The sequence below is a fragment of the Bacillus carboniphilus genome (assembly GCF_020524035.2).
Classification (GTDB): Bacteria; Bacillota; Bacilli; order Bacillales; family JAIVKR01; genus Bacillus_CC.
On record NZ_CP129013.1, the window covers coordinates 327,156 to 353,332 of the forward strand.

The 26,177-nt window shown below is 34.3% G+C and carries 26 protein-coding genes, 2 pseudogenes and 1 riboswitch; of the genes and pseudogenes, 18 read left to right on the forward strand and 10 right to left on the reverse strand.

Annotated elements, in window-relative coordinates:
- The first annotated feature begins 145 nt into the window (after positions 1-145).
- The 12 genes and pseudogenes from LC087_RS19525 (at position 146) to LC087_RS01730 (ending at position 10,533) form a co-directional block, all read left to right on the forward strand.
- Positions 146-1,251 (forward strand): annotated as a pseudogene (locus LC087_RS19525) (cation:proton antiporter).
- Positions 1,208-2,008 (forward strand): potassium channel family protein, encoded by an 801-nt coding sequence (locus tag LC087_RS19530; RefSeq protein ID WP_371932640.1) that lies wholly within the window; start codon positions 1,208-1,210, stop codon positions 2,006-2,008. The pseudogene LC087_RS19525 and the gene LC087_RS19530 overlap by 44 nt, the downstream one beginning before the upstream one ends.
- Positions 2,009-2,055: 47 nt before the next feature.
- Positions 2,056-2,189, forward strand: a riboswitch (TPP riboswitch).
- 101 nt (positions 2,190-2,290) lie between these two features.
- The gene (locus LC087_RS01685; RefSeq protein WP_306019837.1) at positions 2,291-3,232 is read left to right on the forward strand and encodes an FAD-dependent oxidoreductase; all 942 of its coding nucleotides are present in this window, start codon (positions 2,291-2,293) and stop codon (positions 3,230-3,232) included.
- Complete coding sequence (locus LC087_RS01690; protein WP_371932641.1) at positions 3,216-4,001, forward strand: FAD-dependent oxidoreductase; 786 nt, start codon at positions 3,216-3,218, stop codon at positions 3,999-4,001. Before LC087_RS01685 ends, LC087_RS01690 begins: the two co-directional genes overlap by 17 nt.
- Complete coding sequence (gene thiS, locus LC087_RS01695; RefSeq protein WP_226538776.1) at positions 3,998-4,204, forward strand: sulfur carrier protein ThiS; 207 nt, start codon at positions 3,998-4,000, stop codon at positions 4,202-4,204. Before LC087_RS01690 ends, thiS begins: the two co-directional genes overlap by 4 nt.
- The gene (locus LC087_RS01700; RefSeq protein ID WP_306019838.1) at positions 4,201-4,974 is read left to right on the forward strand and encodes a thiazole synthase; all 774 of its coding nucleotides are present in this window, start codon (positions 4,201-4,203) and stop codon (positions 4,972-4,974) included. The genes thiS and LC087_RS01700 overlap by 4 nt, the downstream gene beginning before the upstream one ends.
- Positions 4,971-5,975: a ThiF family adenylyltransferase gene (locus LC087_RS01705; protein ID WP_226539056.1), complete on the forward strand. Its 1,005-nt coding sequence runs from the start codon at positions 4,971-4,973 to the stop codon at positions 5,973-5,975. Before LC087_RS01700 ends, LC087_RS01705 begins: the two co-directional genes overlap by 4 nt.
- Positions 5,976-6,016: 41 nt before the next feature.
- A complete protein-coding gene (gene thiD, locus LC087_RS01710) occupies positions 6,017-6,826 on the forward strand; it encodes a bifunctional hydroxymethylpyrimidine kinase/phosphomethylpyrimidine kinase (protein WP_226538778.1) in 810 nt (269 codons plus the stop codon).
- Between the two features lie 263 nt (positions 6,827-7,089).
- Positions 7,090-7,866 carry an enoyl-ACP reductase FabI gene (gene fabI, locus LC087_RS01715; protein ID WP_226538779.1) on the forward strand — a complete coding sequence of 259 codons (777 nt, stop codon included), beginning with the start codon at positions 7,090-7,092 and terminating at the stop codon, positions 7,864-7,866.
- Between the two features lie 324 nt (positions 7,867-8,190).
- Positions 8,191-8,586: a CotO family spore coat protein gene (locus tag LC087_RS01720; RefSeq protein ID WP_226538780.1), complete on the forward strand. Its 396-nt coding sequence runs from the start codon at positions 8,191-8,193 to the stop codon at positions 8,584-8,586.
- Positions 8,587-8,661: 75 nt separating this feature from the next.
- A pseudogene (locus LC087_RS01725) lies at positions 8,662-9,004 on the forward strand (DUF1360 domain-containing protein).
- Positions 9,005-9,213: 209 nt separating this feature from the next.
- Positions 9,214-10,533, forward strand: coding sequence for a glycosyltransferase family 2 protein (locus tag LC087_RS01730; protein WP_226538782.1), 1,320 nt, complete (start codon positions 9,214-9,216; stop codon positions 10,531-10,533).
- A gap of 354 nt (positions 10,534-10,887) precedes the next feature.
- Here LC087_RS01730 and LC087_RS01735 read toward each other — a convergent pair whose 3' ends face one another.
- From LC087_RS01735 to LC087_RS01755, 5 genes are all read right to left on the reverse strand, one after another.
- On the reverse strand, positions 10,888-11,538 hold the full coding sequence (locus tag LC087_RS01735) for a sulfotransferase family 2 domain-containing protein (protein ID WP_226538783.1): 651 nt from the start codon (positions 11,536-11,538) through the stop codon (positions 10,888-10,890).
- A 1-nt stretch (position 11,539) separates the two neighbouring features.
- A complete protein-coding gene (locus tag LC087_RS01740; RefSeq protein ID WP_226538784.1) occupies positions 11,540-12,247 on the reverse strand; it encodes a sulfotransferase family 2 domain-containing protein in 708 nt (235 codons plus the stop codon).
- A 298-nt stretch (positions 12,248-12,545) separates the two neighbouring features.
- Positions 12,546-13,508, reverse strand: coding sequence for a CgeB family protein (locus LC087_RS01745; RefSeq protein ID WP_226538785.1), 963 nt, complete (start codon positions 13,506-13,508; stop codon positions 12,546-12,548).
- Positions 13,509-13,519: 11 nt separating this feature from the next.
- Positions 13,520-14,968 carry a coiled-coil domain-containing protein gene (locus LC087_RS01750; protein WP_226538786.1) on the reverse strand — a complete coding sequence of 483 codons (1,449 nt, stop codon included), beginning with the start codon at positions 14,966-14,968 and terminating at the stop codon, positions 13,520-13,522.
- Between the two features lie 227 nt (positions 14,969-15,195).
- Positions 15,196-15,912 carry a BMQ_0737 family morphogenetic spore coat protein gene (locus LC087_RS01755; RefSeq protein WP_226538787.1) on the reverse strand — a complete coding sequence of 239 codons (717 nt, stop codon included), beginning with the start codon at positions 15,910-15,912 and terminating at the stop codon, positions 15,196-15,198.
- A 770-nt stretch (positions 15,913-16,682) separates the two neighbouring features.
- Between LC087_RS01755 and LC087_RS01760 the strand changes: the two genes are divergently transcribed.
- The 4 genes from LC087_RS01760 to LC087_RS01775 all read left to right on the forward strand — a co-directional run bounded on the left by LC087_RS01760 (position 16,683) and on the right by LC087_RS01775 (position 19,392).
- Positions 16,683-17,369, forward strand: coding sequence for a hypothetical protein (locus LC087_RS01760; protein WP_226538788.1), 687 nt, complete (start codon positions 16,683-16,685; stop codon positions 17,367-17,369).
- Positions 17,370-17,966: 597 nt separating this feature from the next.
- On the forward strand, positions 17,967-18,704 hold the full coding sequence (locus LC087_RS01765) for a DUF421 domain-containing protein (protein WP_226538789.1): 738 nt from the start codon (positions 17,967-17,969) through the stop codon (positions 18,702-18,704).
- A 14-nt stretch (positions 18,705-18,718) separates the two neighbouring features.
- On the forward strand, positions 18,719-18,952 hold the full coding sequence (locus LC087_RS01770; protein ID WP_226538790.1) for a hypothetical protein: 234 nt from the start codon (positions 18,719-18,721) through the stop codon (positions 18,950-18,952).
- Between the two features lie 182 nt (positions 18,953-19,134).
- Positions 19,135-19,392: a sporulation-specific transcription regulator SpoVIF gene (locus LC087_RS01775; protein WP_226538791.1), complete on the forward strand. Its 258-nt coding sequence runs from the start codon at positions 19,135-19,137 to the stop codon at positions 19,390-19,392.
- Between the two features lie 14 nt (positions 19,393-19,406).
- On the opposite strand, the gene LC087_RS01780 is transcribed toward LC087_RS01775, so the two are convergent.
- Complete coding sequence (locus tag LC087_RS01780) at positions 19,407-21,617, reverse strand: UvrD-helicase domain-containing protein (RefSeq protein ID WP_226538792.1); 2,211 nt, start codon at positions 21,615-21,617, stop codon at positions 19,407-19,409.
- A 185-nt stretch (positions 21,618-21,802) separates the two neighbouring features.
- Here LC087_RS01780 and LC087_RS01785 point away from each other — a divergent pair, with 185 nt between their 5' ends.
- Complete coding sequence (locus LC087_RS01785; RefSeq protein WP_226538793.1) at positions 21,803-21,988, forward strand: hypothetical protein; 186 nt, start codon at positions 21,803-21,805, stop codon at positions 21,986-21,988.
- Positions 21,989-22,009: 21 nt separating this feature from the next.
- Here LC087_RS01785 and LC087_RS01790 read toward each other — a convergent pair whose 3' ends face one another.
- The 4 genes from LC087_RS01790 to LC087_RS01805 form a co-directional block, all read right to left on the reverse strand.
- Positions 22,010-22,687, reverse strand: coding sequence for a DUF421 domain-containing protein (locus tag LC087_RS01790; RefSeq protein ID WP_226538794.1), 678 nt, complete (start codon positions 22,685-22,687; stop codon positions 22,010-22,012).
- A gap of 208 nt (positions 22,688-22,895) precedes the next feature.
- Positions 22,896-23,321, reverse strand: a complete 426-nt coding sequence (locus tag LC087_RS01795) for a GNAT family N-acetyltransferase (RefSeq protein ID WP_226538795.1) — start codon at positions 23,319-23,321, stop codon at positions 22,896-22,898.
- Positions 23,322-23,325: 4 nt separating this feature from the next.
- On the reverse strand, positions 23,326-23,841 hold the full coding sequence (locus LC087_RS01800) for a YjcG family protein (RefSeq protein WP_226538796.1): 516 nt from the start codon (positions 23,839-23,841) through the stop codon (positions 23,326-23,328).
- 81 nt (positions 23,842-23,922) lie between these two features.
- Positions 23,923-24,648, reverse strand: coding sequence for an alpha/beta hydrolase (locus LC087_RS01805; protein ID WP_226538797.1), 726 nt, complete (start codon positions 24,646-24,648; stop codon positions 23,923-23,925).
- A gap of 851 nt (positions 24,649-25,499) precedes the next feature.
- Here LC087_RS01805 and LC087_RS01810 point away from each other — a divergent pair.
- Positions 25,500-25,949, forward strand: a complete 450-nt coding sequence (locus tag LC087_RS01810; RefSeq protein ID WP_226538798.1) for a universal stress protein — start codon at positions 25,500-25,502, stop codon at positions 25,947-25,949.
- The last annotated feature ends 228 nt before the right edge of the window (positions 25,950-26,177 follow it).

A 26,177-nucleotide genomic window follows, 5' to 3' on the forward strand; every position in this document is an offset into this window, starting at 1 on the left:
GTATATTCATACAGAGGATGTTATGAAAGTATTTAAAATAAATTGAGGTGGTGAACGAAATTTTACTTTCAGTTTTAATGTAGTGAAATGGATTTCACACCTTTTACATAACAAATGAACGTTTTTTTGAGAAGGAGGTAAGTGAATGGAACACGGTCAAGCTTCTGTTACATCACTTGTTATTGTTGTTATAATTGCATTTTTAACACCGCTTATACTTCATCGGCTGAAATTAAATATTATCCCAGTCGTGGTAGCTGAATTAATTATGGGATTAATTATTGGGAAAAGTGGTTTTAATATTGTTCATCCTGATACATGGCTTGAAACTCTCTCCACGCTAGGGTTTATATTCTTAATGTTTTTAAGTGGTTTGGAGATTGATTTTACCGCCTTTGCGAAAAAAGGTAAACAACGAGAAAAGTTGCCAAATGGTAAAGATACACCGAACGCATTTTTAGTAGCATCCATTGTTTTCGTAGGGATCTTTATCATTTCTTTATTTTTATCATACTTATTTGTATGGACCGGTTATATCGATAATGGGTTTTTAATGACATTAATCATTTCCACGATCTCTTTAGGGGTTGTTGTTCCAACCTTAAAAAGTGAACACATTATGAAAACCAACATAGGGCAAATTATTTTACTTGTTGCAGTTATTGCAGATTTAGCGACAATGATCTTATTAGCTGTTTTTGTATCCATTTATGGAGGTGGAGATAACAATACTTGGCTGTTACTTGTTTTGTTTGGTGCAGGAATTGTATTGTTCCTTGTAGGGAAAAAATTCCAAAATCGTTCATTTGTAGAGTCCATGTCTAAGGGAACCATTCAAATTGGTACACGAGCTGTTTTCACCCTAATAATTTTGTTAGTAGGAATTTCAGAAAGTGTAGGGGCAGAAAACATACTTGGTGCATTTTTAGCGGGAGTATTAGTCTCGTTGTTATCTCCAAATCAAGAGTTAGTTCAAAAATTAGATTCGTTTGGATATGGCTTTTTAATCCCGATCTTTTTTGTGATGGTGGGCGTAGAGTGGATGTTTGGAGTTTGTTATCTGAACCAAAAATGCTTACCTTAATTCCTTTGCTGTTATTAGCTTTATTTCTGTCAAAAATAGTTCCTGTATATTTTATTCGCAGATGGTATGATAATCGAACAACCATTGCAGCAGGATTTTTGTTGACGTCGAACCTTATCACTTGTGATTGCAGCGGCGACGATTGGAGAAAGAATAAATGTCATTGATGAAAATATGTCTGGTGCACTTATTTTAGTTGCTGTCATATCAAGTGTTATATCACCGATCGGATTTAAGAAGATATTCCCACAACAAGAGGTAACGGAGGCTCGCCAAAAGGTTGTCTTCATTGGTGCAAACCAGATGACTTTACCTGTTACAAGAGAGCTCAATAAAAACATTTTTGAAACAACGGTTTTCCATACACGTCAAGATAAAATAGATAAAAAAATTGTGGAATCCGTGTTTAAAATTGAGGAGCTATCCGATTATTCTTTAGCTACGTTAAAAGAATTAAATATATTTAAAGCTGATATTTTAGTAGTTGCGACTGGCGATGAAGATCGAAATGCAGAGATTGCCATATATGCGAAAGAAACAAATAGAGTAAAACGAGTAATCGCAAGTGTGGCTTCTCCAAGCTTAGCTGATTCCTTAAAAGAGCATGATATAGATGTGTTCTCTGTATTGTTATCAACTAAGACCCTTTTAAGAGCTCTTATTGAAGCGCCAAGTGTGATGAGAATTCTTCAAAATGAAGAAACAACGCTTTATCAAATTAACATGAATAATTATAATTACGATGGAATTTACTTAAGAAACTTCCCTTTTACAGGAGACATTATTTTTGTCAGGATTTTTAGAGGGAATGATTCGATTGTTCCTCATGGTGACACAGAGTTAAAAGCTGGAGATCGATTAATTGTCACTGGTTCACGGGAATATGTAGATGAATTAAAGGTAGAGCTTGAGTTCGTAAACTGATTGCTTGAAAAATTGATCATTCATGATACTATTAAACTAATCATAAATAAAACTGCTAGGGGAGCCTTTAGGAAAAAGTACGATAATGTACATATAAAAGGCTGAGATTAAAGTGAAACTTTAAGACTCTTAGAACCTGATTCTGGATTATACCAGCGTAGGGAAGTGGTTTGTGTACGTTTCTTTATGTAGCGTTTACAAAACCACTTTCTTTTTTCAGAGAGTGGTTTTTTTATGTTTTTGACAAACAACTCATAATAAAGGATAGTGAGTCAAGCCAATATGCTTATACACGCGATAACTGATGATCGTCTTCCTGTTTCCCAATTGGCAAAGAAAATAGAAGACATTAGCCAAAAAGTAGATGGGATTCAAATTAGGGAGAAAAAGAAATCAGATCAACAATGGAGAACTTTACTTAATATGCTGTTAGAGAGAGGTGTGCAGAAAGAGAAGTTGATTATTAATCACCGTCTCAATATTGCAATGGAATTTGGAATTAATCAAATTCATTTACCTATAAATAGTTATCAGGTTGAAGAAGCAAAAAAAATAAATCCAAATTTTACAATAGGGGTCTCAGTACATAGTAAAGAAGAGGCAAGGAATCGACTAAATGAAAAGATTGATTATTTATATTATGGGAATGTGTTTAAAACATCCTGTAAGCCAGGAAAGAAGGGAAAAGGGAATCAGTCTTTAGAAGAAATTGTTCAAATAAGTACCGTCCCTATATTTGCGATAGGTGGGATTGATCATCAATCTATTCCAAAAATTAATCAAAAGAAAGTGGCTGGAGTTGCCGTAAGGTCCTTTATTTTTTCAAGTATCGATCCTGTTTCCGCCATTTTACTTTTGAAAGGAAGAGGGGGAACTTCATTGAATTTTGATTTAGGTGTGATTGGTGGAGGAATCATCGGTCAGTCGATTGCCTATCAACTAGCTAAAGAAGGGCTTAAAGTTGTAGTATTTGATAACGGTCAACTTCAATCACAAGCAACCAATGCAGCTGCTGGAATGTTAGGTGTCCATACGGAAAATGAAGAGCAAGATCTTTTTTATGACTTTTGTCGAGAAAGTCGAGATTTACTCCCGCTCTTATCAGAAGAATTATATGAAGAAACAGGTATTGATATTGAACATGTCCAAACGGGGATGTATCGTTTATCGTTACAGGAGCAAGAAAGGGATTCCTTTAAAGGATTGGGTGCAAGAGTATTCTGAGATTGCTTGGCATGATTATAAGGAAATCAACCGTCGTGAACCATGTATATCAGAGAGTATACATGGTGGAGTATTTATGCCAAACGATGGTCATGTTTCCCCGGTAAATCTTCTTTTCGCCTTTAGACGCGGAGCTTATCAACTAGGTGCCGTAACTTTTGATGAAACAACTGTAATGGATGTAAAACCAGTTGAAGATTACGTTGAAATTCATACAGATAAGGGAATTTTTCAGACGAAGCAAGTTGTGATCGCATCTGGAGTTTGGAGCGGTTTTTTCTTTGAGAAGTTAGGGTTATCAAATGTAATGCATCCTGTAAAAGGGGAATGCTTATCCGTAATGCCGAAGAGAAAGCTATGTACGAATACACTATTTTATGAGGATTGTTATATTGTGCCTAAACGGGACGGCAGAATGATTATTGGAGCTTCGTCAAAAGCGGGAGATTGGACAGATGGCTGTTCTACTCATTCTGTTCAACAGTTGTTATCAAAAGCGTATAACCTTATACCAGAATTGACCTCTGCAACATTAATCAATAGTTGGTATGGAATAAGGCCGGATACAAAGGATCATAAACCGATTATTGGAAAACACCCTGACCATGATCATGTGTATTTTGCTACAGGCCATTATCGCAATGGGATATTACTTGCCCCAATGACAGGGAGACTCATGAAAGAAATGATAGTAAATAAAACAGGTGAGTTTGATCAATTTAAGAAGGAATTTTCCATTGAACGTTTTAAGAAGGAGGCGATTACATGATGAAACTATTGCTAAATGGGCAAGAGGTCGAAATTTCAGAAGACAATTTAACAATAAGTAAGCTTCTGCAACATTATGATATAAGCGAAAAAATAGCCATTGTGGAACAGAATGAACAAGTTGTAAGTAAAGAAAAATATTCACAGCAACCAATTGTTGATGGTGACCGAATAGAAATCGTTCATTTCGTAGGAGGAGGATGAAAATATTAAAAATAGAAAATAAACAATTCCATTCAAGGTTATTATTAGGGACAGGGAAATACCCCGATTTTGAAACACAATATCAAGCTGTAACAGAATCCAAAACAGAAATATTAACATTTGCCGTAAGAAGAATGGATATTTTTGAAAAGTCACAGCCTAACCTACTAGAAAAGTTAGATTTGAATAAATATACGTTGCTTCCAAATACAGCAGGAGCTAAAACGGCAGAAGAAGCCGTTCGAATTGCGCGCTTAGCTAAAGCTTCAGGGCTTTGCGATATGATTAAAGTGGAAGTGATTGGCTGTGATAAAACGTTGTTACCTGATCCAATTGAAACGGTAAAAGCATCTGAAATTCTATTAGATGAAGGATTTATTGTTTTACCGTACATATACGATGATGTTGTTTTAGCGAGAAGGCTAGAGGAATTAGGTGTTCATGCCATAATGCCAGGAGCTTCTCCTATTGGTTCGGGCCAAGGGATTATAAATCCATTAAACTTACAATTCATTATTGACCAAGCGAGCGTTCCCGTTATCGTAGATGCAGGTATCGGATCTGCTTCTGATGCCGCACTTGCCATGGAATTAGGAGCTGATGGTGTACTTTTGAACACTGCTGTAGCTGGAGCAAAGAATCCTGTGCAAATGGCTAAGGCGATGAAATTAGCCATTGAAGCTGGAAGATTAAGCTTCGAAGCTGGTCGTATCGAAAAGAAAACCTATGCTCGTCCAAGTAGTCCTTCAGAAGGGATGTTCACTTCATAATGGAGCGTTATTCTAGACAAATGTTATTTGATCCTATTGGAGAAATAGGTCAAAACCAAATTAGCTCGACACGAATTTTACTTGTCGGTGCTGGGGCATTAGGAAGTGCAAATGCTGAAATGCTCGTTCGTGCAGGAGTAAAGGAAATAACGATTATTGACCGAGATTACGTGGATTACTCAAATCTTCAACGTCAACAGTTGTATAGTGAACGAGATGTTGAGGACCATCTTCCTAAAGCTATTGCTGCTGAAAAACGTTTAAGTCAAATTAATAGCCATGTCAAAATTACTGGGGTTGTCGATGATTTTTCGGCTCATAACGCAGAAAAACTAGTCAGTCATGTTGATTTGATTATAGATGGAACCGATAATTTTGAAACTAGATTTCTAATAAACGATTTAGCTATTAAAAAAGAGATTCCATGGATTTATGGAGGGTGCGTAGGCAGTTATGGGATGACGTTTGCTATAATTCCAGGAAAGACTCCTTGTTTGCATTGCTTGTTAAAAGAACTCCCTTTGCAGGGAGTTACCTGTGAGACGAGAGGTGTCATTAGCCCAGTCGTCCAAGTGGTTGCAGCTCATCAAGCGACTTTAGCATTGAAATGGATGGTGGGAGAGCGTATTGATTCCACGATTACTTCCTTTGATTTATGGTCAAATCAAAATACATCCATGCATTTTGATTCGTTTAAGGATGAACATTGTGAAACGTGTGGAAGAACGCCAACTTATCCATATTTACAAGGTGAGCAAACATCGAAAACAGCGGTTCTTTGTGGAAGAGATACTGTACAGATTCGGTCAAATCCCCTTCCTTTACAAACAATAGCCAAAAGGATTAAACCTCATGTTCATAAGCTTATTATCAATGATTATTTGTTATCATTTTCCACCGATACGTATCGAATTGTTTTATTTCAAGATGGAAGAGCTTTAATTCATGGGACAAAAAATATACACGAAGCGAAAACGTTTTATCATAAATGGATTGGTTGAACAGATTAAAATGAATAAGAGGAAATGGGGATATTACAGGGATGAATGAAATAAAAAAAGTGTTAACAATAGCAGGATCAGATTCTGGTGGGGGAGCTGGAATACAAGCAGACATAAAAACATTTCAACAGTTTCACGTATTTGGAATGACTGCCATTACGGCTGTTACGGCCCAAAATACAACAGGTGTTCAGGGGATTTATCCTCTCGCTTTAGAAGGAATCTCTAAACAAATTGATGCCGTTGCAACAGATTTGCGCCCTGATGCGGTTAAAACGGGTATGCTTTTTAATGAAGAAGTAATAGAATTAGTCTCCACAAAAGTGAAAGAACACAAAATAACGCAACTAGTGATTGATCCCGTGATGATTGCTAAAGGAGGACAACCTCTTTTGCAGTCAACTGCTGTAAGGAGCATGAAAGAAAAGCTTATTCCTCAAGCTTGCGTCATTACCCCAAATATACCTGAAGCTGAAGCGTTAGTTGGAATGAAAATTGAACGTTTAGATGATCGGAAGAAAGCTGCGAAAGCTCTTCATAACTTAGGAGCTAAAAATGTCATCATAAAAGGTGGGCATGATTCAAATGACCAAAAAGTAGTGGACCTTTTATATGATGGAGAAGAGTTTCATTACTTTGAAGGGGAGCGTGTAAACACTCCACATACCCATGGAACTGGTTGTACGTTTTCAGCAGCTTTAACTGCGTGTCTTGCAAAAGGTTCTTCGATTGTCGAGGCGACTGAGATTGCTAAAAATTATATACAAGAGGCGATTCAGAATACACTTCATTTTGGTTCAGGGCATGGTCCAACAAATCATTGGGCTTACCATATGAAAAAAATCGATTGAAATAAGAGGAACATACGGCATTGTATGTTCCTTTTTACTTTAAGAAAAATCAATGATATAATTAAGACTAGGTTCTAATAACATGTAATAAGAAAAGTTCAAGCGCACGCCCTTTTAGCAACGAAGGGTAAAATAGGAACGTCAACGTTTGCACATCATGTGCGTCTGAGTTGCTGGGCGATGAAGCTGGACACCGGTTAAAACCACAAGCTAAATAAGAACCTATTTATATATTTTTTTAAATTAAATATAGGAGGATTGCAATGAATCTTTCATTAGAAGGTAAGAATATTGTTGTCATGGGTGTTGCTAATAAACGAAGTATTGCTTGGGGAATCGCACGTTCTTTACATAATGCTGGTGCACGGATAATTTTTACGTATGCTACAGAAAGGTTAGAAAAATCTGTAAGACAATTAGTCGAAAGCTTAGAATCTGATCAACATATGATTATCCCATGTGATGTTACGGATGATAAAGATATTGCTAATTGTTTTGCTTCCATTAAAGAGAAAGTTGGAGTAGTGCACGGTTTAGCTCATTGCATTGCTTTTGCCAACACGGATGAGTTACGTGGAGAGTATCTAAATACGACTAGAGATGGCTTTTTACTAGCCCAGAATATTAGTGCTTACTCTTTAACAGCGGTGGTCAAAGAAGCTCGACCATTAATGACTGAAGGGGGAAGTATTGTCACCATGACTTACTTAGGCGGCGAGCGAGTGGTGGAAAATTATAATGTCATGGGTGTTGCTAAAGCTTCACTAGAAGCAAGCGTGAAATATTTAGCTGAAGATGTTGGAAAAGAAAATATTCGCGTAAATGCCATCTCTGCAGGACCGATCCGAACATTAGCTGCAAAAGGAGTTGGAGATTTAAATACCATTTTAAAAGACATAGAAGAAAGAGCACCACTTCGTCGTACTACATCACAAGAAGAGGTTGGGGATACAGCATTGTTCCTGTTCAGTGATTTATCGCGTGGAGTGACGGGTGAAAATATTCATGTGGATTCAGGGTTTCATATTATTGGAAGGTAAAGAATTATGGGTTTAAGATAATGGTGAAAGTTTGGCTTTTAACCTTTTAATTAAACCAATGTTTTTTGTTACACATAGATCAAACATGAAAGCTTCCTATAGAAATGAGGTCTGGTCAAGACTCTGTAATGTGAGGGACTAGTAAGGAAGGTTGCCAAGTCGTCCCCAGAAATTGAATGTATTTTAGTATCTTAAAAAGTGCAAGTCCTTGTTAATTGGGGTCCTTGCACTTTTGTTTTTTTTATATTACGTTCAAATTCCTCTTGATTCTGAATATACATGATAAGAGATTAAATTATCTTTAATTAGAGGAGGTATTTTTTAATGCCTAAACAGCCTAAAGTAGAGCCCTTACATTACATTGTGCAGCCTAAAATATCTTATAAACAACCGAAGATGCAAGACTCTTTTCAAAAGAAACTGAAATATAAGAAGATAGAGGAGACCACTGAAAATCAGAAAATGGATAAGCAAGTGAGAAAAAAGAATTTATTTCAAACATTAAACCCTCGTGAGAAGATTGAGTTCATACTCAAGCTCCAAGAAAAAGTTCCTCAACCTGAATGTTGTATAACAATTCAAGATGTAGAAATTAAATGTACTATTCAATCTCTAAAAAGAAATTATGTAGAAGTAAGGAAAACGGCGACAGAAGATATTATGTATTTAAATGTTGAAGAGATTAAAGATGTTACGATGAAAGATAAAGATCGAGATTAAAATAATAAACCTCTTGAATTATTTGTGTTACACTTTTCACTTATCCACATATGCTAATGAAGAGGGTGAGCTTATATGGAATGGCAGCTTATGACCTTTCTTTTGCTTGTTTTGGCTTCATTTAGATTAACACGTCTTCTTGTTTTTGATAAAATTACCTCTTTCATTCGAAAACCTTTTATTGAAGAATATGAAGAAGAAAATGAAGAAGGACAAAATATTACTTTTTGGCGTGTTAAAGGGGAAAGGGATACAAAAGTTTTTTGGAGAGCTTTTGAGTTGCTACTGGTGCACGGGAGTTTGGAGCTCATTTGGACTTTATATAGGGTATTTATGGTTTCCCTTGATTTTCGAACCAATAATCTTTTTATTGGCTATAGCCGGTGCTGCAGGTATCATTGAAAATTTTTTAGACTAATAGTTCATTCGATGACCTTCTTAATGAAAAATATGGAATCCTGTTATTACATGAACATCAAAAGAATATGCCCTTCTTATTTTTTAAGGTGTAGGAATATTAAGGTTGACCTTTTGATGATGCAGACAAAATTGAGTCACTCTAATTCCCTTTCTTACTATAAGCCACCGTGAAAAAATATAATGAAATTGTAGATGAGGGATAGGTAAATGAAAGAGTCAATTGAAAAAGGGAAAGTAACGGTAATTTTAACAAGTTATAATAAACCTAAGACTGTGACTAGTGCAATAGAAAGTGTGATGAACCAAAGTTATAAAAATTGGGAATTATTTATAATGGATGATTCTTCAAATATACAGACGCATAATGAAATTAGAAGAATAATTGGATCACTAACGCAACCTTCTGATAAAAGAATATTTTTTTATAATAGTATGGTAAAGGATCAAGATAGATACAAAACAACTAGATATGCTACTTTAATTAATCAAGCAATTGAATTATCTTCAGGTGAATTTATTACGTATTTAACTGATGATAATTATTATCTTAAGAATCGACTTCAAGTTATGGTTCAACATCTGAATCGCTATCCTAAATTTGAAACTGTATATTCAAAACAAGTAATAAAGTTTTTAGATGCACGAGGTAAGGTGTTGAAAGAGAGAATTAGGGGTACAAAAGGAATTTTAAATAAACCTCAAAACAAGGTAGATCATTGTTCGGTCATGCATAGAAGAGTTCTCTGTGAAAGAATAAAAAAGAGATATGGTTCTTGTTGGGATGATGATAGTTCAAATTGGCATAATGGAGATGCGGCTTTTTGGGATAGAATGGTTAAATACTCTCCATTCTATCCCATAGATGAAGTATTAGACATATGCTTTAAAACACCCCATTCATTTCAGACACTTAATGCTTATGTTCCTTCAGATTTACCGAATGGTATTGTTATTAAAGATATGTCTAACCAGTTTTTTCTTATAGAAGATGGGAGTAGAAGATTAATTGAAATAGATAAATTTAAACATAATTATAATCATAACGTTGCTGTGAATATTCCAGATCCCATACTTTTAAAGTATCCAATTGGTGAACCAATAAATACAAAAATTTTTAATGAACCGAATCTTTTTCCAAACTACCGCTTTGTGTTTGAAGAAGAAACAAGAAAAGTGTATTTTACTGAAAATCATCAAATAAGAAGAATTAGATCTCAAAACTTAAAGAAACATTTTAATTTAACCCATAGTAATATGATTGATTTAAAAAAACAGTTTATAAAGAAGTTTCCTATCGGACCAGATGTAGAATGGGAAATTGTCAATAGTAAGTCGATCATGGATGGTTTGTTATATAAGTTTAAGTTAAACTATTATGTCGCACAGAACCACAAACTTTGTTTGATACCTAATAAAATACTCAAACGTTTAAAGTATCATGAAGGTAGGGCTATACTCTTGAACAGAATTCTAGTTGATCGAATGGAAAAAGGAGTTCCTTTTAATTGGAATGTAAAAAGGTATTAAGAATGAGGAACTTGGACTATTTATTTTCAGAATAAGAAAATAAATAGTCCTTTTTCTAAAGGAAAAAATGTATAAATTTTGTCCTTTATAAGGAGTTTTTTTCATTGTTGTCTAGCTCCCTCGCCCAGCAACTTCGACGCACACGCCTCTAGGAGGGAGGTGGATCTACGTTGGCTACAGGACGTAGCCGTATTTAGTAGATCATCCTCTTCATTTTATCAACGTTAGCTTTCGCTTTGCATTTCTTTACCTTTATGAATACTCGAATCATAAGAACGTATAAATGGAATAAGGTAGGATGAAATTCAAATTAATCGAATGTCACCTACAGTTGAAACTAAGTTATTGTGTTTTTTATTCTTTTTTTAGATATTTTTTTACATAAGAATATAGTTCTAAATCAATTAAATTATGTCTTTTAATTGTAGCGATTTGGACAGGAGGAATAGTGCTGTTAATGGGGCGCATGTTGTTCTTATTTAAAACAACATTCATTTTTACTTTCCAGTTAAATTTAGTTGAAAATAGAGTTAAGGATTTTTCGAATTCCTCTGTTATGCCAGCTGTGATCTCTCCTGAATTGATACGTTCTTTTATTATCTTTAAATCAGCGATAGTAAGGTTTTGATGGGCATGATAGCCAAGTAAAAACTGACTTTGCATGTTTTGTAAGATTGGCAAGGAAGCATATTCTTCCAATGAAAGGTGTTTATATAAATGATAATTTTCATGTTGAGGTCTTCTAGCAATAAAGTAATACTCGGATATGACTCGATCAATCGGGTTTCTTAACAAGGTTATATAATGGTATTTATTTGGTTTAAAATATTCATGAGCTCCGTAACGCATATGACCAATTACACAGTCATAGTTATGATTGGATATCTTGGTTAAAGTTTTCTTTATTGGTGGTCTATAAACTTCAGCGATATTTTGGTAATTTTGTTTAACTATATGTTTTAATGATGTGCCACCTGTTTTGGGGATATGGAGGTGAAATAACATGTTAATTTTCCCTCCTCATTAAGTTGTCGAAATTGTTTAGTTTCCTCTTTTCTTTTGGAGTTAGTGTGGAAATCTTTTTTTGAAGTCTTTTTTGCATTTGTTCGTATAAAATATAGTCAAGTTGATTTTTTTTTCTGATTTTTTGAATCAATTGGTCGGGTATACCATTCTTTTTTAATCGATTTTTATTTGTGTTTAACATTTTGTAGTGCAAGTTTTTCCAATTAAGTCTTTTGCCTAACATAAAAATGGATTCGTTAAACCTTTCAGTAATTCCGATAAAAAAATAATCATTGTTAATATTTTTTAAGGCTAAATCTAAATCAGGTGTAAATTTTCCTGAAAGGATTCTTGTTTGATGGTTATTTAAGGGCACATGAAAATCTGGGTGTTCCTCATTGATAAATTGTTTTAGAGAATATTGATTTGCAAGCCGATAAAGTCTGTTATTGGGTCGAGACTTAATAAAAAAATAGGTTGACAATACTCGATTAACTGGATCACGTAAAAAAGTGAAATAGTGAGCGGGCCTGTTCAAACTTTTATGAACCCCATATTTATGGTGCATATAAACATATTTTACTTCTAAGGGTAAATGATCAATGGTATTGCTTGTTTCATAATATTTACAGTTGTTTTGGATGATCGACCGGATGGTTAGTCCACCCGTTTTCGGAATGTGAGTGAAAATGATAACTTTTTTAGGCATATTTTAGGCACTTCCTTTATTCTAGATACAATAATATATGATTGGGATCGATTGAATGGGAAACGTAGAAAGCCCATTTATATAATTTAATAAAGGGTCGGGAATTGTTTAAGTGTTCGCTTAGTAGTGTACCTGTAACAGGTGGAGGGTTTTGCCTAGCAGATGAATGGGTAAAAACCTCTTTAATTCATTTTAGACAACAAAATGTTGGAGGTATAGTCTGTCCATGCGGATTTGTTTAGTTTTTTGCAGAATACGGGCTCAAAAATTCATTATTTATAGAAGGGAACAAATGTTGTTAGTTTCCATTTACAATTGAAAAAATTTTTTCTAATCGATTTGTAAATGTATGTTTAGAAATAACTTTTTGATAGGCTTCTTTTGCAATCTGGTCACGTAATTGTTTTCTAGGAAGATAGTAATGTATTTTTTCTAAACAATCCTCAAGGTTTTTGAAGGTAACTATTTCTTTTTCTTCTTCAAAATAATCATAAACGTCTTCAACCCTTTGTTTTATCTGAAATGCCTGGCATGCCGCTAAGTCAAAGGTGCGATTATTTATACTTTTATTATTGACCCCTCTTATAATATCATTATGTTTGTCAGTCATCGGTCTCAATAAATTTAGATTAATCTTTCCAGCATTGTATATGCTAGAAACTTTTCTTGGATACTTCCATGGACTAATGGATACTCTTTTTCTCTGGGATGGAGTAAGCTCATTAAACCATCTGCCAACTAACTGAATTTTATAGGGGGTTTCGTCAATTAATGTTTGAATGATTTCTTTTCTATTTTCATAAGGATAGCCAACCAGAGTAACATCAAATAGTTGTTTTTGATTTTCTTTTGGAGGTCTATACGTTCGTAGATCTGTTGCAAGTGGTAAATGATAAACATTTTTGTGTTGTTTACTTTTATAAAATCGCTGACTTGCTTGGTCAATTGTAAAAACATAATCGTAATGAAAAAAGTATTCAGCTGTGTATCTTAAGTAGTAAGGGTCTTCTGTTAACCAAATGCAAGTAGGAATTTGATGATTCTTTATGATAGATAGTTTTTTATTTGATAACTTATCGCCTACCATTGTCAACATAAGATCAAAGGATTGCCTATTTAATACCTTATTTAAGTTTGTTGTAGGTTCAAAAGGATCGAAAAAAGAATATGAAGAGCCTAGTGAATTCAAGGCTCTTTTGATACACTCGTCAAACCACTCATAAATTCTTTTATGTCCTGAAGAAATATAGAGAATATTCATTGATGCACCTCCTAGTTTATAATTATTTTATTTAAAAAGGGGATACCTTCTTTAGCATTTTGAAAATATATAAATCCCTCGATGATTAAAGGGTCTGTTAATTTATCTTGTTCTACTGCAATTTGAAAATTAGCAAAGGTGAGTTGTTCTTTAGCGTTCAATTCAGTTAGCTTTATTGGTTTTAACCAGTATTCACCATAATTAACTACTTTTTCTTTCCAATTTTCAATGGCGTATTCCCATTTCTCTTCTCCGTCATCTTCTTCTAAAACTAAGGAATCATCCATCTGTCTTCTGGCGATTTTACCGCTGAAAGTAGCCTCTTCTTTCAAAGACGTTCGTATACAAAGAATAGGATGCAGGTAACTTTGATCGGTAAAATTTTGAATGATGGCATTTCCGACAACAAGGATAAGCTTTTCTTCTTCTTTAGGTGTAATAATGGAGTGGGTGAAGTAACTGGTTATTCTGTCTAGCTTTGTGTCATTTACCGTTTCTGTCTGTTCTTCTTGTTCTTCTTTATGGGATTCGCTGTCACTCTTTTTTTCTTCTTCATATTGTTGTATCAATTGGTCTTTCTCTTTAAGTAAATCATCAATTTGTTGTTGTAGTTCTCTTTGTTGTTTTTCATACTTCTTTTTTATTTCCTCTTGTTCTTGTTTGTAAGCTAAACTTTCAAAAACTGAAGAATGCAAAAGGGATCGTTTCTCCAGTTGAGATAATAATTGTTTTTGGATTTTTTGTTTCTCTTCGTTTAATGCATTTTTTTGCTGGTCAGTCAGTTTATCATCTAAAAGTTTTTTATCTGCTCCTTCAATACGTTGGCGTAATTGTTCAATTTCATTGTTAAAATCCTTGCTCGTTTCTAGGTCATGTTTAAATTGTTTCAGAAGCTCATTTTCTTTTTTTAGATTTTTTGCTTTGTTTTCTATAGTAGAAAGTTTTTTAGATAGTGCGTTTTTTTCTTGAATACTTTCTTCTAATTGTTTTTCTTTATGTTCATGTTCTGTTAGTAAATGTTCGATAACATATTGATGAAGTTCAATTGTTTCCTCTAATTCTTTGGTAAACTCCATACTACTTTCTTCTAATTGTTTTTCTTTATGTTCATGTTTTGTTAGTAAATGTTCGATAACATATTGATGAAGTTCAATTGTTTCCTCTAATTCTTTGGTAAACTCTATGCGTTTCTGTCTGTTTTTTTGTACGTTTGTTTTTAACAAAGAGATGTGTGCATCTAATTGAGAGAGTGTTCGTTCGTAATCTTCTTTAGCTAGTAAGTAATGATCATTGGACCGAATCATTGACTTGTAATAAGAAAGCTTTTCTTGTCCTTCTTTTAGTTGCTCCAAGGCTCGATGTAGTCTTCTTTCAAAAAGCCCAACTTCAGATTTGTAGTGAATGACTTGCTGTTGAAGTTGAATAAGTCTTTCCTTGTCAGTGAATTTTGTATAACTCAACGGTCAACACTCCTTTTTATCACTATTCGTCCTTGTATCAATTTTTGAACAATCCTTTAAACAAAGGTCGTTCGGTTTTAAAACAGTCAAATAAACCTATGGAATATTTCTTCTTTTAAATTATATGTATGATAAAAGGGGATAGATAATATCTGAAATCTAATAGTTGTTCAAAAGAAAGAGAGGGGAGATTAAAAGCTTCTCCCCTAAAAAAGTATAAGTTTGGGTTAGCAATGTGTATTAGGAGGAAATAGTTCAGGACATTGTGGTGGGAATCCTTCAACAGGACATAGACCAACCGTATCAATTTCGCTACGCGGTTTACAAAATCTAGCTTCTATCTCAAGTTTAACATTTGCTTCCATTTGAACATCTAGGCAAAGAGTAATTGAAATATCAACTTGTTGGAATGTGTCATCGGAACATATTAAGCTTGCATCACATTCAAAGAAAGTGATTTCTGCATTGACATTTGTACCATTTGGAGCACATAAGAAGAAAGTTTGGGCTGTTGCAAAAGAAATAGGGTCAGAAATACAAAGTTTGTTACCAAATAGGTCACAAATTTCTACAACAACAAAACCTTTCACGAGTACTTTTACTTTTTCTAAAATAATGGTTTTTCCATTAGGTAGAGTAACAGAAACTTCTTGTCGACCTTCAGGTTGAACAATCTCAACGACAGTTAAAGCTCCAGGTTTTGATGGATCGACAGGATTTCCTAAAGAATCAGTAAGGAAGCACTTAACTTCAAAATCGATATAATGGAAGATTTCGCAAGGGTCCTCAGGGCAGCCAGTAGCACTTCCAGTTACACCTTGGCAATCAAATCCTAATTCTGATAGCTTATTAATACTAATTAAAGGAATATCGACTTGTCGATTTACCCAATCATACACTTTTGGAACACGAATACAGACTTTGTGTCTATCATGATGACTCATGTTTATTTTACCTCCTATGTTTGTTGTCATTATTTACGACTAATGTATACTATGTTAGGCGAAACAAAGTGTGAGTAAAACGCACAGTTTTTTTATAAATTTCTAAGATACTATCTATTGAAGAGAAAGCTTTTAGTTCATTTACTATCTCCCCTTATTATAAGTTCTTCAATAAAGTATCCCCCTTTAGTGCGTGTTCAAAAAGTAGGGGAAAAAGGACGCTGAAGAACGAGGCGACTGCTTAAAGGAACGCAGGCTAAGTTCAGTCACGTCCTGTGAAAACGCCTGCGCTAGCCCGTCCTGGGCATCGAAGCACCACACAGTGTACGTTAAGGAAAAGGATCACGAGCTAAATACGTCCCCACCCTAGGGACAACGCTCGTGCTAGCCAATCCTGGCGTCGGAGTGTCGGAAAAGCAAACCAACAAAGTTATTCAACCGACATTTAAGGAACATCATCTAAGTTCAGCCACGTCCTGTGGCTAACGATGATGCTAGGCCATCCAGGCCATCGTAGGGCTTTTTGAACAACCTCCTTTAGAAGAAAATGTTTTTAAAAAAGAATGAAAAAACGAAACGGTTTAGTAAATGATGGTCCACTCATTAAATAATCACTTCCTTAAATAACCCCCCCATTGATTTTTGAACACGAAATAGTAATGTGTTTAAAACAGAAATCCCCCAAATTTTTATTTTTATCAATGAAAAATGGTCACATACCCAATTACATTCATAAACTAACCTATAGGAAGAAGAAAGGAAGTGAAATCATGATTCAAATTGAAAAAGAAGTGCTTGATCGAATGAAGTCAGAACTGATTTTTTTTAAAGAAAAGGCGGCTAAATCATCTCATTTAGAAATCCTATTCCAAGATCAGCAAATAACGATAAAGAAACTCAAAAGAGAAATCAATCAACTTGTAAAGCAGATAACTGAATTTGAAACTCAATTTGACGAGGAGCAATATAATGAACAAAGAATTGAAGAACTTCTACAAGATAATGAAAAAAAAGATAAGAAAATAACAATGTTATCAAAGGAAACTCAAAAAAAGGATGAAATCATTTCTAACCTAAAGGAAGAAAATGAACAAATAAAAAATAAACTTACTCTTAAAGAGACCCAGCAAAAGGTCCTTGAATCGTTATCTCAAGAAGTGGAAGAGGAAAGTGAAGTTCAAGCTGAATTACCCTTTCATTTAGAAACAACAGAGCAAGAAAATGATGAAGATGATATAGAGGAAATGGATTTCATTAATGATGAGCAGTCACCAGTTGATGAAGATGCTTGGTTCTATCGAAACATTCAAGAATTGAATCAATCGAGACATATGCAACGACAGAGAGGGGAGCGAAAGAAAAATTATAGAAGAAATGAACAGAAAAGGAATAGGAAAGTAGTGAGAAGACCTGAAATTGATTTTTTATCATTAGAAGAGTCTAATTTCAATAAATAGGAGAACTCTTTCATACCCCTACAACATATAATGATTAAAGAAATAACGCATTTGAGATTGTTCAAAAAGTTCTACAACTATCAGGAAGTTCAAGCATTATTATTGTCCAGGACGTCGTTGAACCTTTGTTTTGACGTTCCTTAATTAAACCGCTTTTAAAGGTTAAATACACCTATTTCGTAATGCTCGCTTTAGTGTGAACAAAGTGCTTCAGCTTTTCTATTCAGTGTCCTTCTCCCTGCTTTATGAACACACACCTTAGGTGAAGAATATTATTATGTCATAAATAATTAAAGGACATCCTAGTACTTTTTGAACTTCTCCCTATATTGAAAGGAGTTCTAAAAAATGAGAAGACCTAAAATAAATAATTCATCAAAAAAGGGAAATACGCAAACAAAGACCTATTCTTCCTATCAAAAATCACATCCAAAACCATCAGTTAAATCAACGAAAGGCTGTAACTGTGGTAAAAGATAAGAAAAGGGCTCAATAACGAGCTCTTTTATTTATTGTGGAATTTTTTCTAACTTTTGAAAGCAAACGATAAATAGAAAGACAAGCTTAGATCAAGACTATAAAAAAGGAGTGATAAACATGTTGACGGCCATCATTCGTTCTATCTGCATTATTGTCGGCCTCTTTTTTATAGCTAAGCTTTTTGGGAAAAAACAGCTTTCAAAATTATCTTTTTTTGAATATCTAGTTGGCATTACTGTGGGAGACATAGCTGGTGCTTTGTCATTGGATATGGATTTAGACTTAAAAAGCGGTGTTGCAACCATTATAATTTGGGCGATGGTTCCTATTGTTATTTCTTATGGATCAATTAAGAGTCAAAGGTTTCATAATTTTATTGAAGGGCAACCCACGGTTTTTATTGAAAATGGGGTCATTGATGAAAATAATTTACGAAAAGAGAAATACACAGCGGATGAATTGTTAGAACAGCTAAGAAAAAAATCTATTTTTTCATTTGCAGAAGTACAGTATGCCATTTTAGAAACAACGGGCGAACTTAGTGTGTTATTAAAAAAGGAACACCATCCTGTAACGATAAAAGATTTAAACATTCCATTTTCGAATACTCCTGAACCGAAAACGATCATCATTGATGGGGAAATAAAAGAGAATATTTTACAAGAGATTGGTTTATCCAAGCGTTGGATTCAAGAGGCAATACGTCGATATGAAAAAAGAACTGAGGATGTATTTATAGCTGAAATTGACCATCAAGGCAGGCTATCAGTTGATTTCTTTAATAATAGTACAACAAGCAAGAAAGAATATTTCTCTAAAACCTTTAGAGAGAAGTCTACATATTATGATAAATGAAAGGAGGGAGTCAAATGAATCAACTGCATGAAGAATTCATTAAATGGTTTGAAGGGAAGCATTCCAATCATGAGGAAAGCATGAGGAAAATGGATCAGTGGAAACGAGAAAAAAATGAAGAAATAATGGAATTAGAACAAAAGGGGAAACAATTCGAAAGACAGATGGAGGAGGGTGCGACAGCTATTGAGTCTTGGCTAAAAGAAAATACGCTAAATCTTCCTCATTTGTTTTCATTTAAAGAGTAAAAACAAGTACCGCTTCTTTTTTCGCTTTTTTTAAACACATACTAAAAAGGAACAGTCAAAAACTAGGTCAAACGTCCAATCCGATTCCTTCATGATGCATAGTTTATAGTGTAGCACTTAAAGTGCACCAAATTTTCTCCTTTTCATACTATATAACATCATGTAAGGAGGTTTAGGACTGAATGGATAATAAGTTATTTAAAAATATTGAAAAGAAAACAGGCGTTAAAATGAATGATGTTTTTTCATTAGCAAGCTCTCTTCAAGGAGCTGATTTAAAAGATGAAAAGACCATTCGTAATTTAGTTAAGAGAGTTGCTGAACTTGCAAATAAACCTGTCCCTAAAGAGTTAGAAGATAAGATTGTTCAAACATTAATTAGTAACGATCAAAAGATCGATTTTTCTACAATATCAAAAATGCTAAATTCGAAGAAATAAGAAAGCTGGCTAGATTACCTAGCCAGTGTTTTTATGAAACGAGATATTTTGACAGATTTGGTCCTGCGATTATCTGGTACTGATAAATACAATTGGTCTTTTGCTCTTGTCATTGCGACATATAACAGACGTCTTTCTTCTTCAAGTGGCAGGGTTTCACCCTTTCGCCATGAGTCTAGAGCATAGTCATGAGGTATTGAGCCATCTACTACACCAATCACATAAACGGTCTTAAACTCTAATCCTTTTGAACGATGAATGGTTAATAGTTGGACGCTATCTTGATAAGAGAGACTTTTTTCTTGTGATTTTGCCGTCATATGGTCTACATGATCTAATAGTTCATGAATAGTAGAGAACTTCTTAGCGACAACTTTGAAATCTTGTAGCGCATCTGAACCTTTATCCATCTTATTTCCTTCTTGACCACGTTTTTTTATGAAATCTCCGAAACCAAGTTCTTTTTCAATCACTTCAATCGCTTGAATAGGTGTTTTTTTAGTTAAAGTAGGAATCACTTTAACGAGTGCCTTTAATTTTTTTCTTTGGAAAGGCAATAAATCTGGAAGCTTTGGCAGTGCTTCAATGTATGGGCAATCATGGAGGATGGTCAAGGCTTTCAGTTCGTTTATATGTGATTGTTTTATGAATAAAGCAGTAAATAAATCTTTTAGTGCGCTTGTATCATCTTGATTTAGGCTTATTTTAAAGAAAGAAAGTAAGCTTCTAATAACTCTTTTTTTATAAAAAGAGTCTTGTCCGTTTTCAAATTCAAAAGGAATGCTTGATTCGCAAAATCGTTCAAATATAGCTCTTCCGGCTGTGTGTGTTCGATATAAAATGGCAAAATCATTTGGCGATGCACCATTTTGGATTTTACCTTTTATATCTTCAACGATCATGGTAGCTTCCTCTTCCTCATCATATGGAAAAAATAAAAAAGGGTATTGTGTTGATGGTGAAACGGCTTGTATTTTCTTTTGAAATCGTTCTTTGTTAAATGAAATGACCTTATTGGCGCTGGTTACAATTGGATGACTAGAACGATAGTTATGACTTAATTGAACCATTTTGGCATTAGGATAATCTTTTTTAAAATTCAATATGAAAGAAGGTTCACTTCCTCTGAAACTATAAATAGATTGGTCGTCATCCCCCACTGCACAAATATTATTGGTTTGTTTAGATAATAGTTGCAAGAGCTTATACTGAACAGGATTGATGTCTTGAAATTCATCGACTAAGAAATAGTGAAATCTCTTTTGGTATTTTTTTAATAGTTTCTCGTTTTCTCCGAAAAGTTGTAAGCATTTCAACAACATATCATCAAAATCAAATTTTTGATCATACTCCTTTTGACGTTCATAATGCTCATAAAGGGCCTGAAATTGCTCTTCTAACTCCGTTTGAGGGGTTATTTCATCAGGTCTTTTCATTGTGTTTTTCCAAAGACTAATTTGCTGTAATGCTTGGTCAAAAGGGAAATCTTTTTCATCTATGTTCAGTCTTTTTAGCACAGGTTGAAAATAATAGCTTTTCTGCCAATCCCATTTAATTAATTGGTCGGTTTGTCTATATGTTGGAAGATGGTGTGCTAAAATCCTATAAAAAATACTATGAAATGTACCAATGATCGGTTGTGTTTGTAATTGACTCGTTATCCGATCTTTCATTTCTTTAGCTGCTTTTGTGCTAAAAGTCACGAGCATCATACTTTTAGGATCAATATTTTTCTCTAAGGCCATATATATACATCGAGCAGTTAGTACGCGCGTTTTTCCACTTCCCGCACCTGCAAGAACTAATAATGGTCCATCAATTGTATGTACAGCCTGTTGTTGTTTTGGATCAAGAGGAACAACAAAGGATTGTTCCGAATAATTAGGAGGTGACATAAAAGGCGTATTGTTCTTTATTGGCTTTGGTAATTTCCAATTAAACGTCACTTGTGATGGATTAATAGCTTTATTTTTAGGTAAAAGAATGCCGTTACTATTATGAGCGTCTCTTATTTGATGTTCTTCAATTTCTATGCCATTACATTTAGTATCATGTAGATGGTGAAAATAAGGTTGCTTTTCAATTCCTAAATATAGTTGAACGGGTTTTTTACAATGCTCACATGAAACAATCCCCTTTTTTGTAGCTTCATAAAGTTTTTGAAAAGATTCTCTAGAATAGGTTTGTAAATCGATTACTCGATCTTTCCATATTGCTTTTTTCAACAGGGAATGCCTCCAATTTAATGAGTAATTGATAGAATAATGTAGTTTACTACAAGCCTTATCATATCAAATTGATTAGATGCAGGAAAGGGGAGGCCAATTATCGAAGTATGTCAATAGGCATTGAAATTTCATTACGGATAAACGAAACGGTCTAATTCTTACATGAGAAAGGATGAGTAGTTATGGGATATATCGCACCGGTTAATATGGAAGCGAGAATTCAGTACAGAAATCTGATGTATCGTAAAAAAGTTGACTATGTTCCATTAGCAAAAATATCTTCAGTAAAGTTGAATATAGCTGATAAACAATTAGAGTCTAAAACGGAGCAAGTATATTATCGATCGACCATTGATTTGAAAATATAACTAGTGGTTCGTGTATATAGTTTAGTGTAACTTTTGTATATAAAGACCTTTCTCTTTTGTATATTCTGCGTAAAGTACTTCTTTAATATCATTTATTTTCTGTTTGTTTAACTGATGAAGCAAATATTGTTTGTTAAGGCCTGCGTTTTGTAAATTATCCAAAAGGACTTCCCCGTCAATAATAATCGTGATTGGAAGAGTAAAGGGATCGGACTTTAGGTTTAGATCTGAACGAACAGGGCTCTCAAAGTCTGTTTTTTTTGCTACGCTTATGGATCCATCTGTTTCAAGAATGGCATATTCTACTTCTTGAAGAGAAAATACGCCTTTTGATCTAATTAAATGTTGTAATTGATTTATATCTAGCTTTGATTTTCTTAAGCTTTCTCGGTCGATGTTCCCCTTTTTAATGACGATTGTTGGCTGTCCTTCAAGGAAAGATCTTGTTCGTTTCCATTTTTGTGTGACGATTTCAAGAACATATATAAGAATCCCCCAAACGATGATCGTAAACAATATTTCTTTTATACCTGAGTCTTTATCATAGACGGCATTCCCCACTAATTCTCCTAAAATTAACGCAGAAATGAAATCAAATGCTGAAATTTGGGTAATTTGCGTTTTTCCCAAAAATTTCGTCAAAAAAAATAACCCTATAAATCCTACTACTAGTTCTATAGCAATGACTTTTAAGTCCATATTATCACCTTTACGATCTATAATTATTTTATTGTAAAAAGTATGTAGTCAGCAAATTCTCATATGAATGATGTGAAAATATCTTTATCAATAGGTTGTGCTTAATTGTTAAAAAATATGATTAATAAAATGGAGGGGTGGTGTAGTTTGGGAAGGAGAACATATAAAATGTAAAAAGCGATTCGTATTTAGAATCGCTTTTAAATCCTTATACTTCTTTTGTCATTTCAATGTGAGGAATATTAGCATCATAGAAAATGTCAGAAGTGATTTTATATCCTAACTTTTCATAAAATGCTTTTGCTTGTGTTTGTGCATGAAGCTTAAACTTTTGAATCCCTTTTTCTTTCAAAATTTCCTCTAATTTAGTAATAATTCTTTTCCCATTACCACCTTTTCTATATTCTTTTAATACACAGACTCGTTCAATTTTTCCATATTGATTCATTATCCGACATCGCCCAGTACCTATTGGCTCGTGACTTTGATTATAGAGAAGAACATGATTTGCATGTTGATCATGTTCATCTTTTTCTAGTTCTTCAGGAACTTGTTGTTCATTCACAAAAACTTTCATACGAATTTCAATAGCTTGATCTAATTGTTCCTTTGAAGTAACTTGATGCACTTCCATCTCCTTAGCAGTCCTTTCCTAAACGATACGTTTCAAATACTGTCCATGAACCATTTTCTAATTGATAGAGAAGATGAAAGCGGTCTACTCTTTCTTGATGTGAAATATCAGATAGTTTGAGACTACTGAATACATCTGTATGCTCTGAATCCGATAATTTTTGTCCAATGGTGATGTGTGGTATAAATGCGTACTCTGGTTCAGCCGGTTTAATTTCTTTATGTAATGTTTCATTTAAGTATAGTAAAGCATCTGTTTGTTCGACTTTTAAGTAAACCACATTATTTACTGGTGAGAATGAACTGAATTTGTACACATTTAGTTCAAGTAAAGAAGTATTTTTAGAAATCTCAAGGAGCTTTGATGATATTTCATCCAATTCTCTTTCTTCAGCCTCAAAAGGACTGCGTAAAGTCAAGTGCGGTGGAATTAATGAATAATGTGGATCATATCTTTTTCGATAAGAATTCGCTAAATCTTGAAGCTTTTTAGATGGGAAGATAACAATTCCATATTTCATAAGAGTACCTCCTCGAATAATCGTAAATTAATTATAACAGAACGTTACCAATAACAACACTTGAAGCATGGCTACTGTTGGTTAATTCATCATGGTCTGTAAAACTTTTTTAAGAAGTGGTTGCCAATAAGTCCAACGATGGTCTCCTTCAAATTCCTCATAAATATGTTGAAAGCCCTTTTCATTAAAAACCTTGTTTAATTGTCTATTTGGTGTTAAAAAGTCAACATTCTCATCATCTGTTGTTTTGACAGAAGTTTCTTCGAGTCCAATTTGATGATAGATGGAAAGTAAATCAGGGTAGTTAAACTGCTTGACACTGTTGATTACTTTTTCGTTGACAAATGGAGACTGAAGCATCACTTTTCCAAATATATTTGGATACGAAATAGCTGTCATAAGGGAAATGGTTCCTCCAAGAGAATCGCCTATTAGAGCTCTTGCTTGTCCCATTTGATAGGTTGGATATTCTTTATCTAAAAAGGGGATGAGCTCATGGGCTAAAAATCTTGAATAAGCTTTACTTGTAGGACTATTTGGATGATATTTCGTTCGTCTATCGTCAACACTTTTATATGGAATGCCAACGATAATCATGTTTTCAATCTCATGATATTCTAGTAATTGCTCCGTAAAACGTGCAATTCTTCCTAGCTTAAAATAATCTTGCCCATCTTGTGCCACCAACAAGTTGTATTTGTATAGTGGAGAATAGGTCACTGGTAAGTATACGAGTAAAGACAATTCTTCATTAAGTTCGTTGCTGTAAAAATTTATTTCTTGCAATGGTCTTACTTTTACATTCATCGCTTTCAACCCCTACTACATCTTATTCTATTACTACTATGTATAATGCCTTTGTTGTTAACAAGATTCAAGTATTTTGATCCTCTAATAGAGGTTGTTCAAAAAGTCATGAAAAATTGCTGTCGAATAACTTTGTTGTCTCGCTATTCCAAGCTCCGACGCCAGGATTGGCTAGCACGAGCGTTGTCCCAATGATGGGGACGTCTTTAGCCCGTGATCCTTGACGTACACTGTGGTGCTTCGATGCCCAGGACGGGCAAGCGCAGGCGTTGTCACAGTATGTGACAGAACTTATCCTGCGTTCCTTTAAGCAGTCGCCTCGTTCTTGTCTAGCTCTATCGCCTAGCCAGGAGACGCCTACAGGAGGGAGGTGGATCTACGTTACCCACAGGAAGTGGGTGTACTTAGTAGATCTTCAGAAATAGCTACGATTTCATGAAAGGTAAAGAGCACCTTTCAAGGTAATCGCATCTTATGCTTGTCGTGGCTGATCAAGTCGATGACGCTTTTCTAATTCTCGGCCCTTTTTCCCCTTCTTTTTGAACACGCACTATTATAAGGAAAATTCTTCAAGTGGTTGTTTAAGTAAGGAAAAAACATCGAGAATGAACCTTGCACAGCCAATTTCTGTTGCATGGATGATGCTTTTTTAGTCAATCAGATGATCTACTAACTACGGTCACCACGAGTTAGCAATGTAGATTCAAACCTTCATGTGGAGCCGTGTTCATCGTAAGATTATTAGAAGCTTATCTATAATATTTGTAGTAAATCCCAGAGATATTATGGTATATTTAAAGTATAGAATTGTACAAAAAATGAGAAAAAGATTTACATTGGAGGGGATCATGATGAGCTTAACCTATAAAAGAATTGTCGTAGCAGTTGATGGGTCAGCAGAGGCTGAGGCAGCTTTTGAGCAAGCAATTGAAATTGTCAAACGCAACGAAGGGGCAGCTTTATTAATTACTCATGTGATTGACACAAGAATTGGGATTGCAGAAACATATGATACCGGCGTCATCAGTAGAATTGAAGAATCTGGACATGAATTACTCAAAAAATATGAAGATCAAGCAAAGAAGGCTGGTCTTGATAATGTCGCTACCGAGTTAAAACACGGTTCTCCTAAGGCTATCATTGCCAAAAAGATTGCACCTGATTTTAATGCTGATTTAATCATTTGTGGGGCAACAGGATTAAATCGTGTTGAACGATTTATTGTTGGTAGTGTAGCCGAACATACTACAAGATATGCAAAATGTGATGTTTTGATTGTTCGTGCAGATAAAAAAGAATAGACGCGTTAGAAAGGGGACAGGTGGATTTTTCATCTGTCTTTCTATTGGGAACGATATTCAAAGTAAGGTAATATAACACAAGTTTTTATCTAGTGTTAAAATTTAGATTTCTATAGTTCGAAAAATAATAGGCTGCAAGTTGTTACGTTTTAAAGAAAGTTAAACAAAACAACAATCTTAGAGCGTCCAAGCCTTAACTCTTGGGCGTTTATGTTTTAATCAATTTTC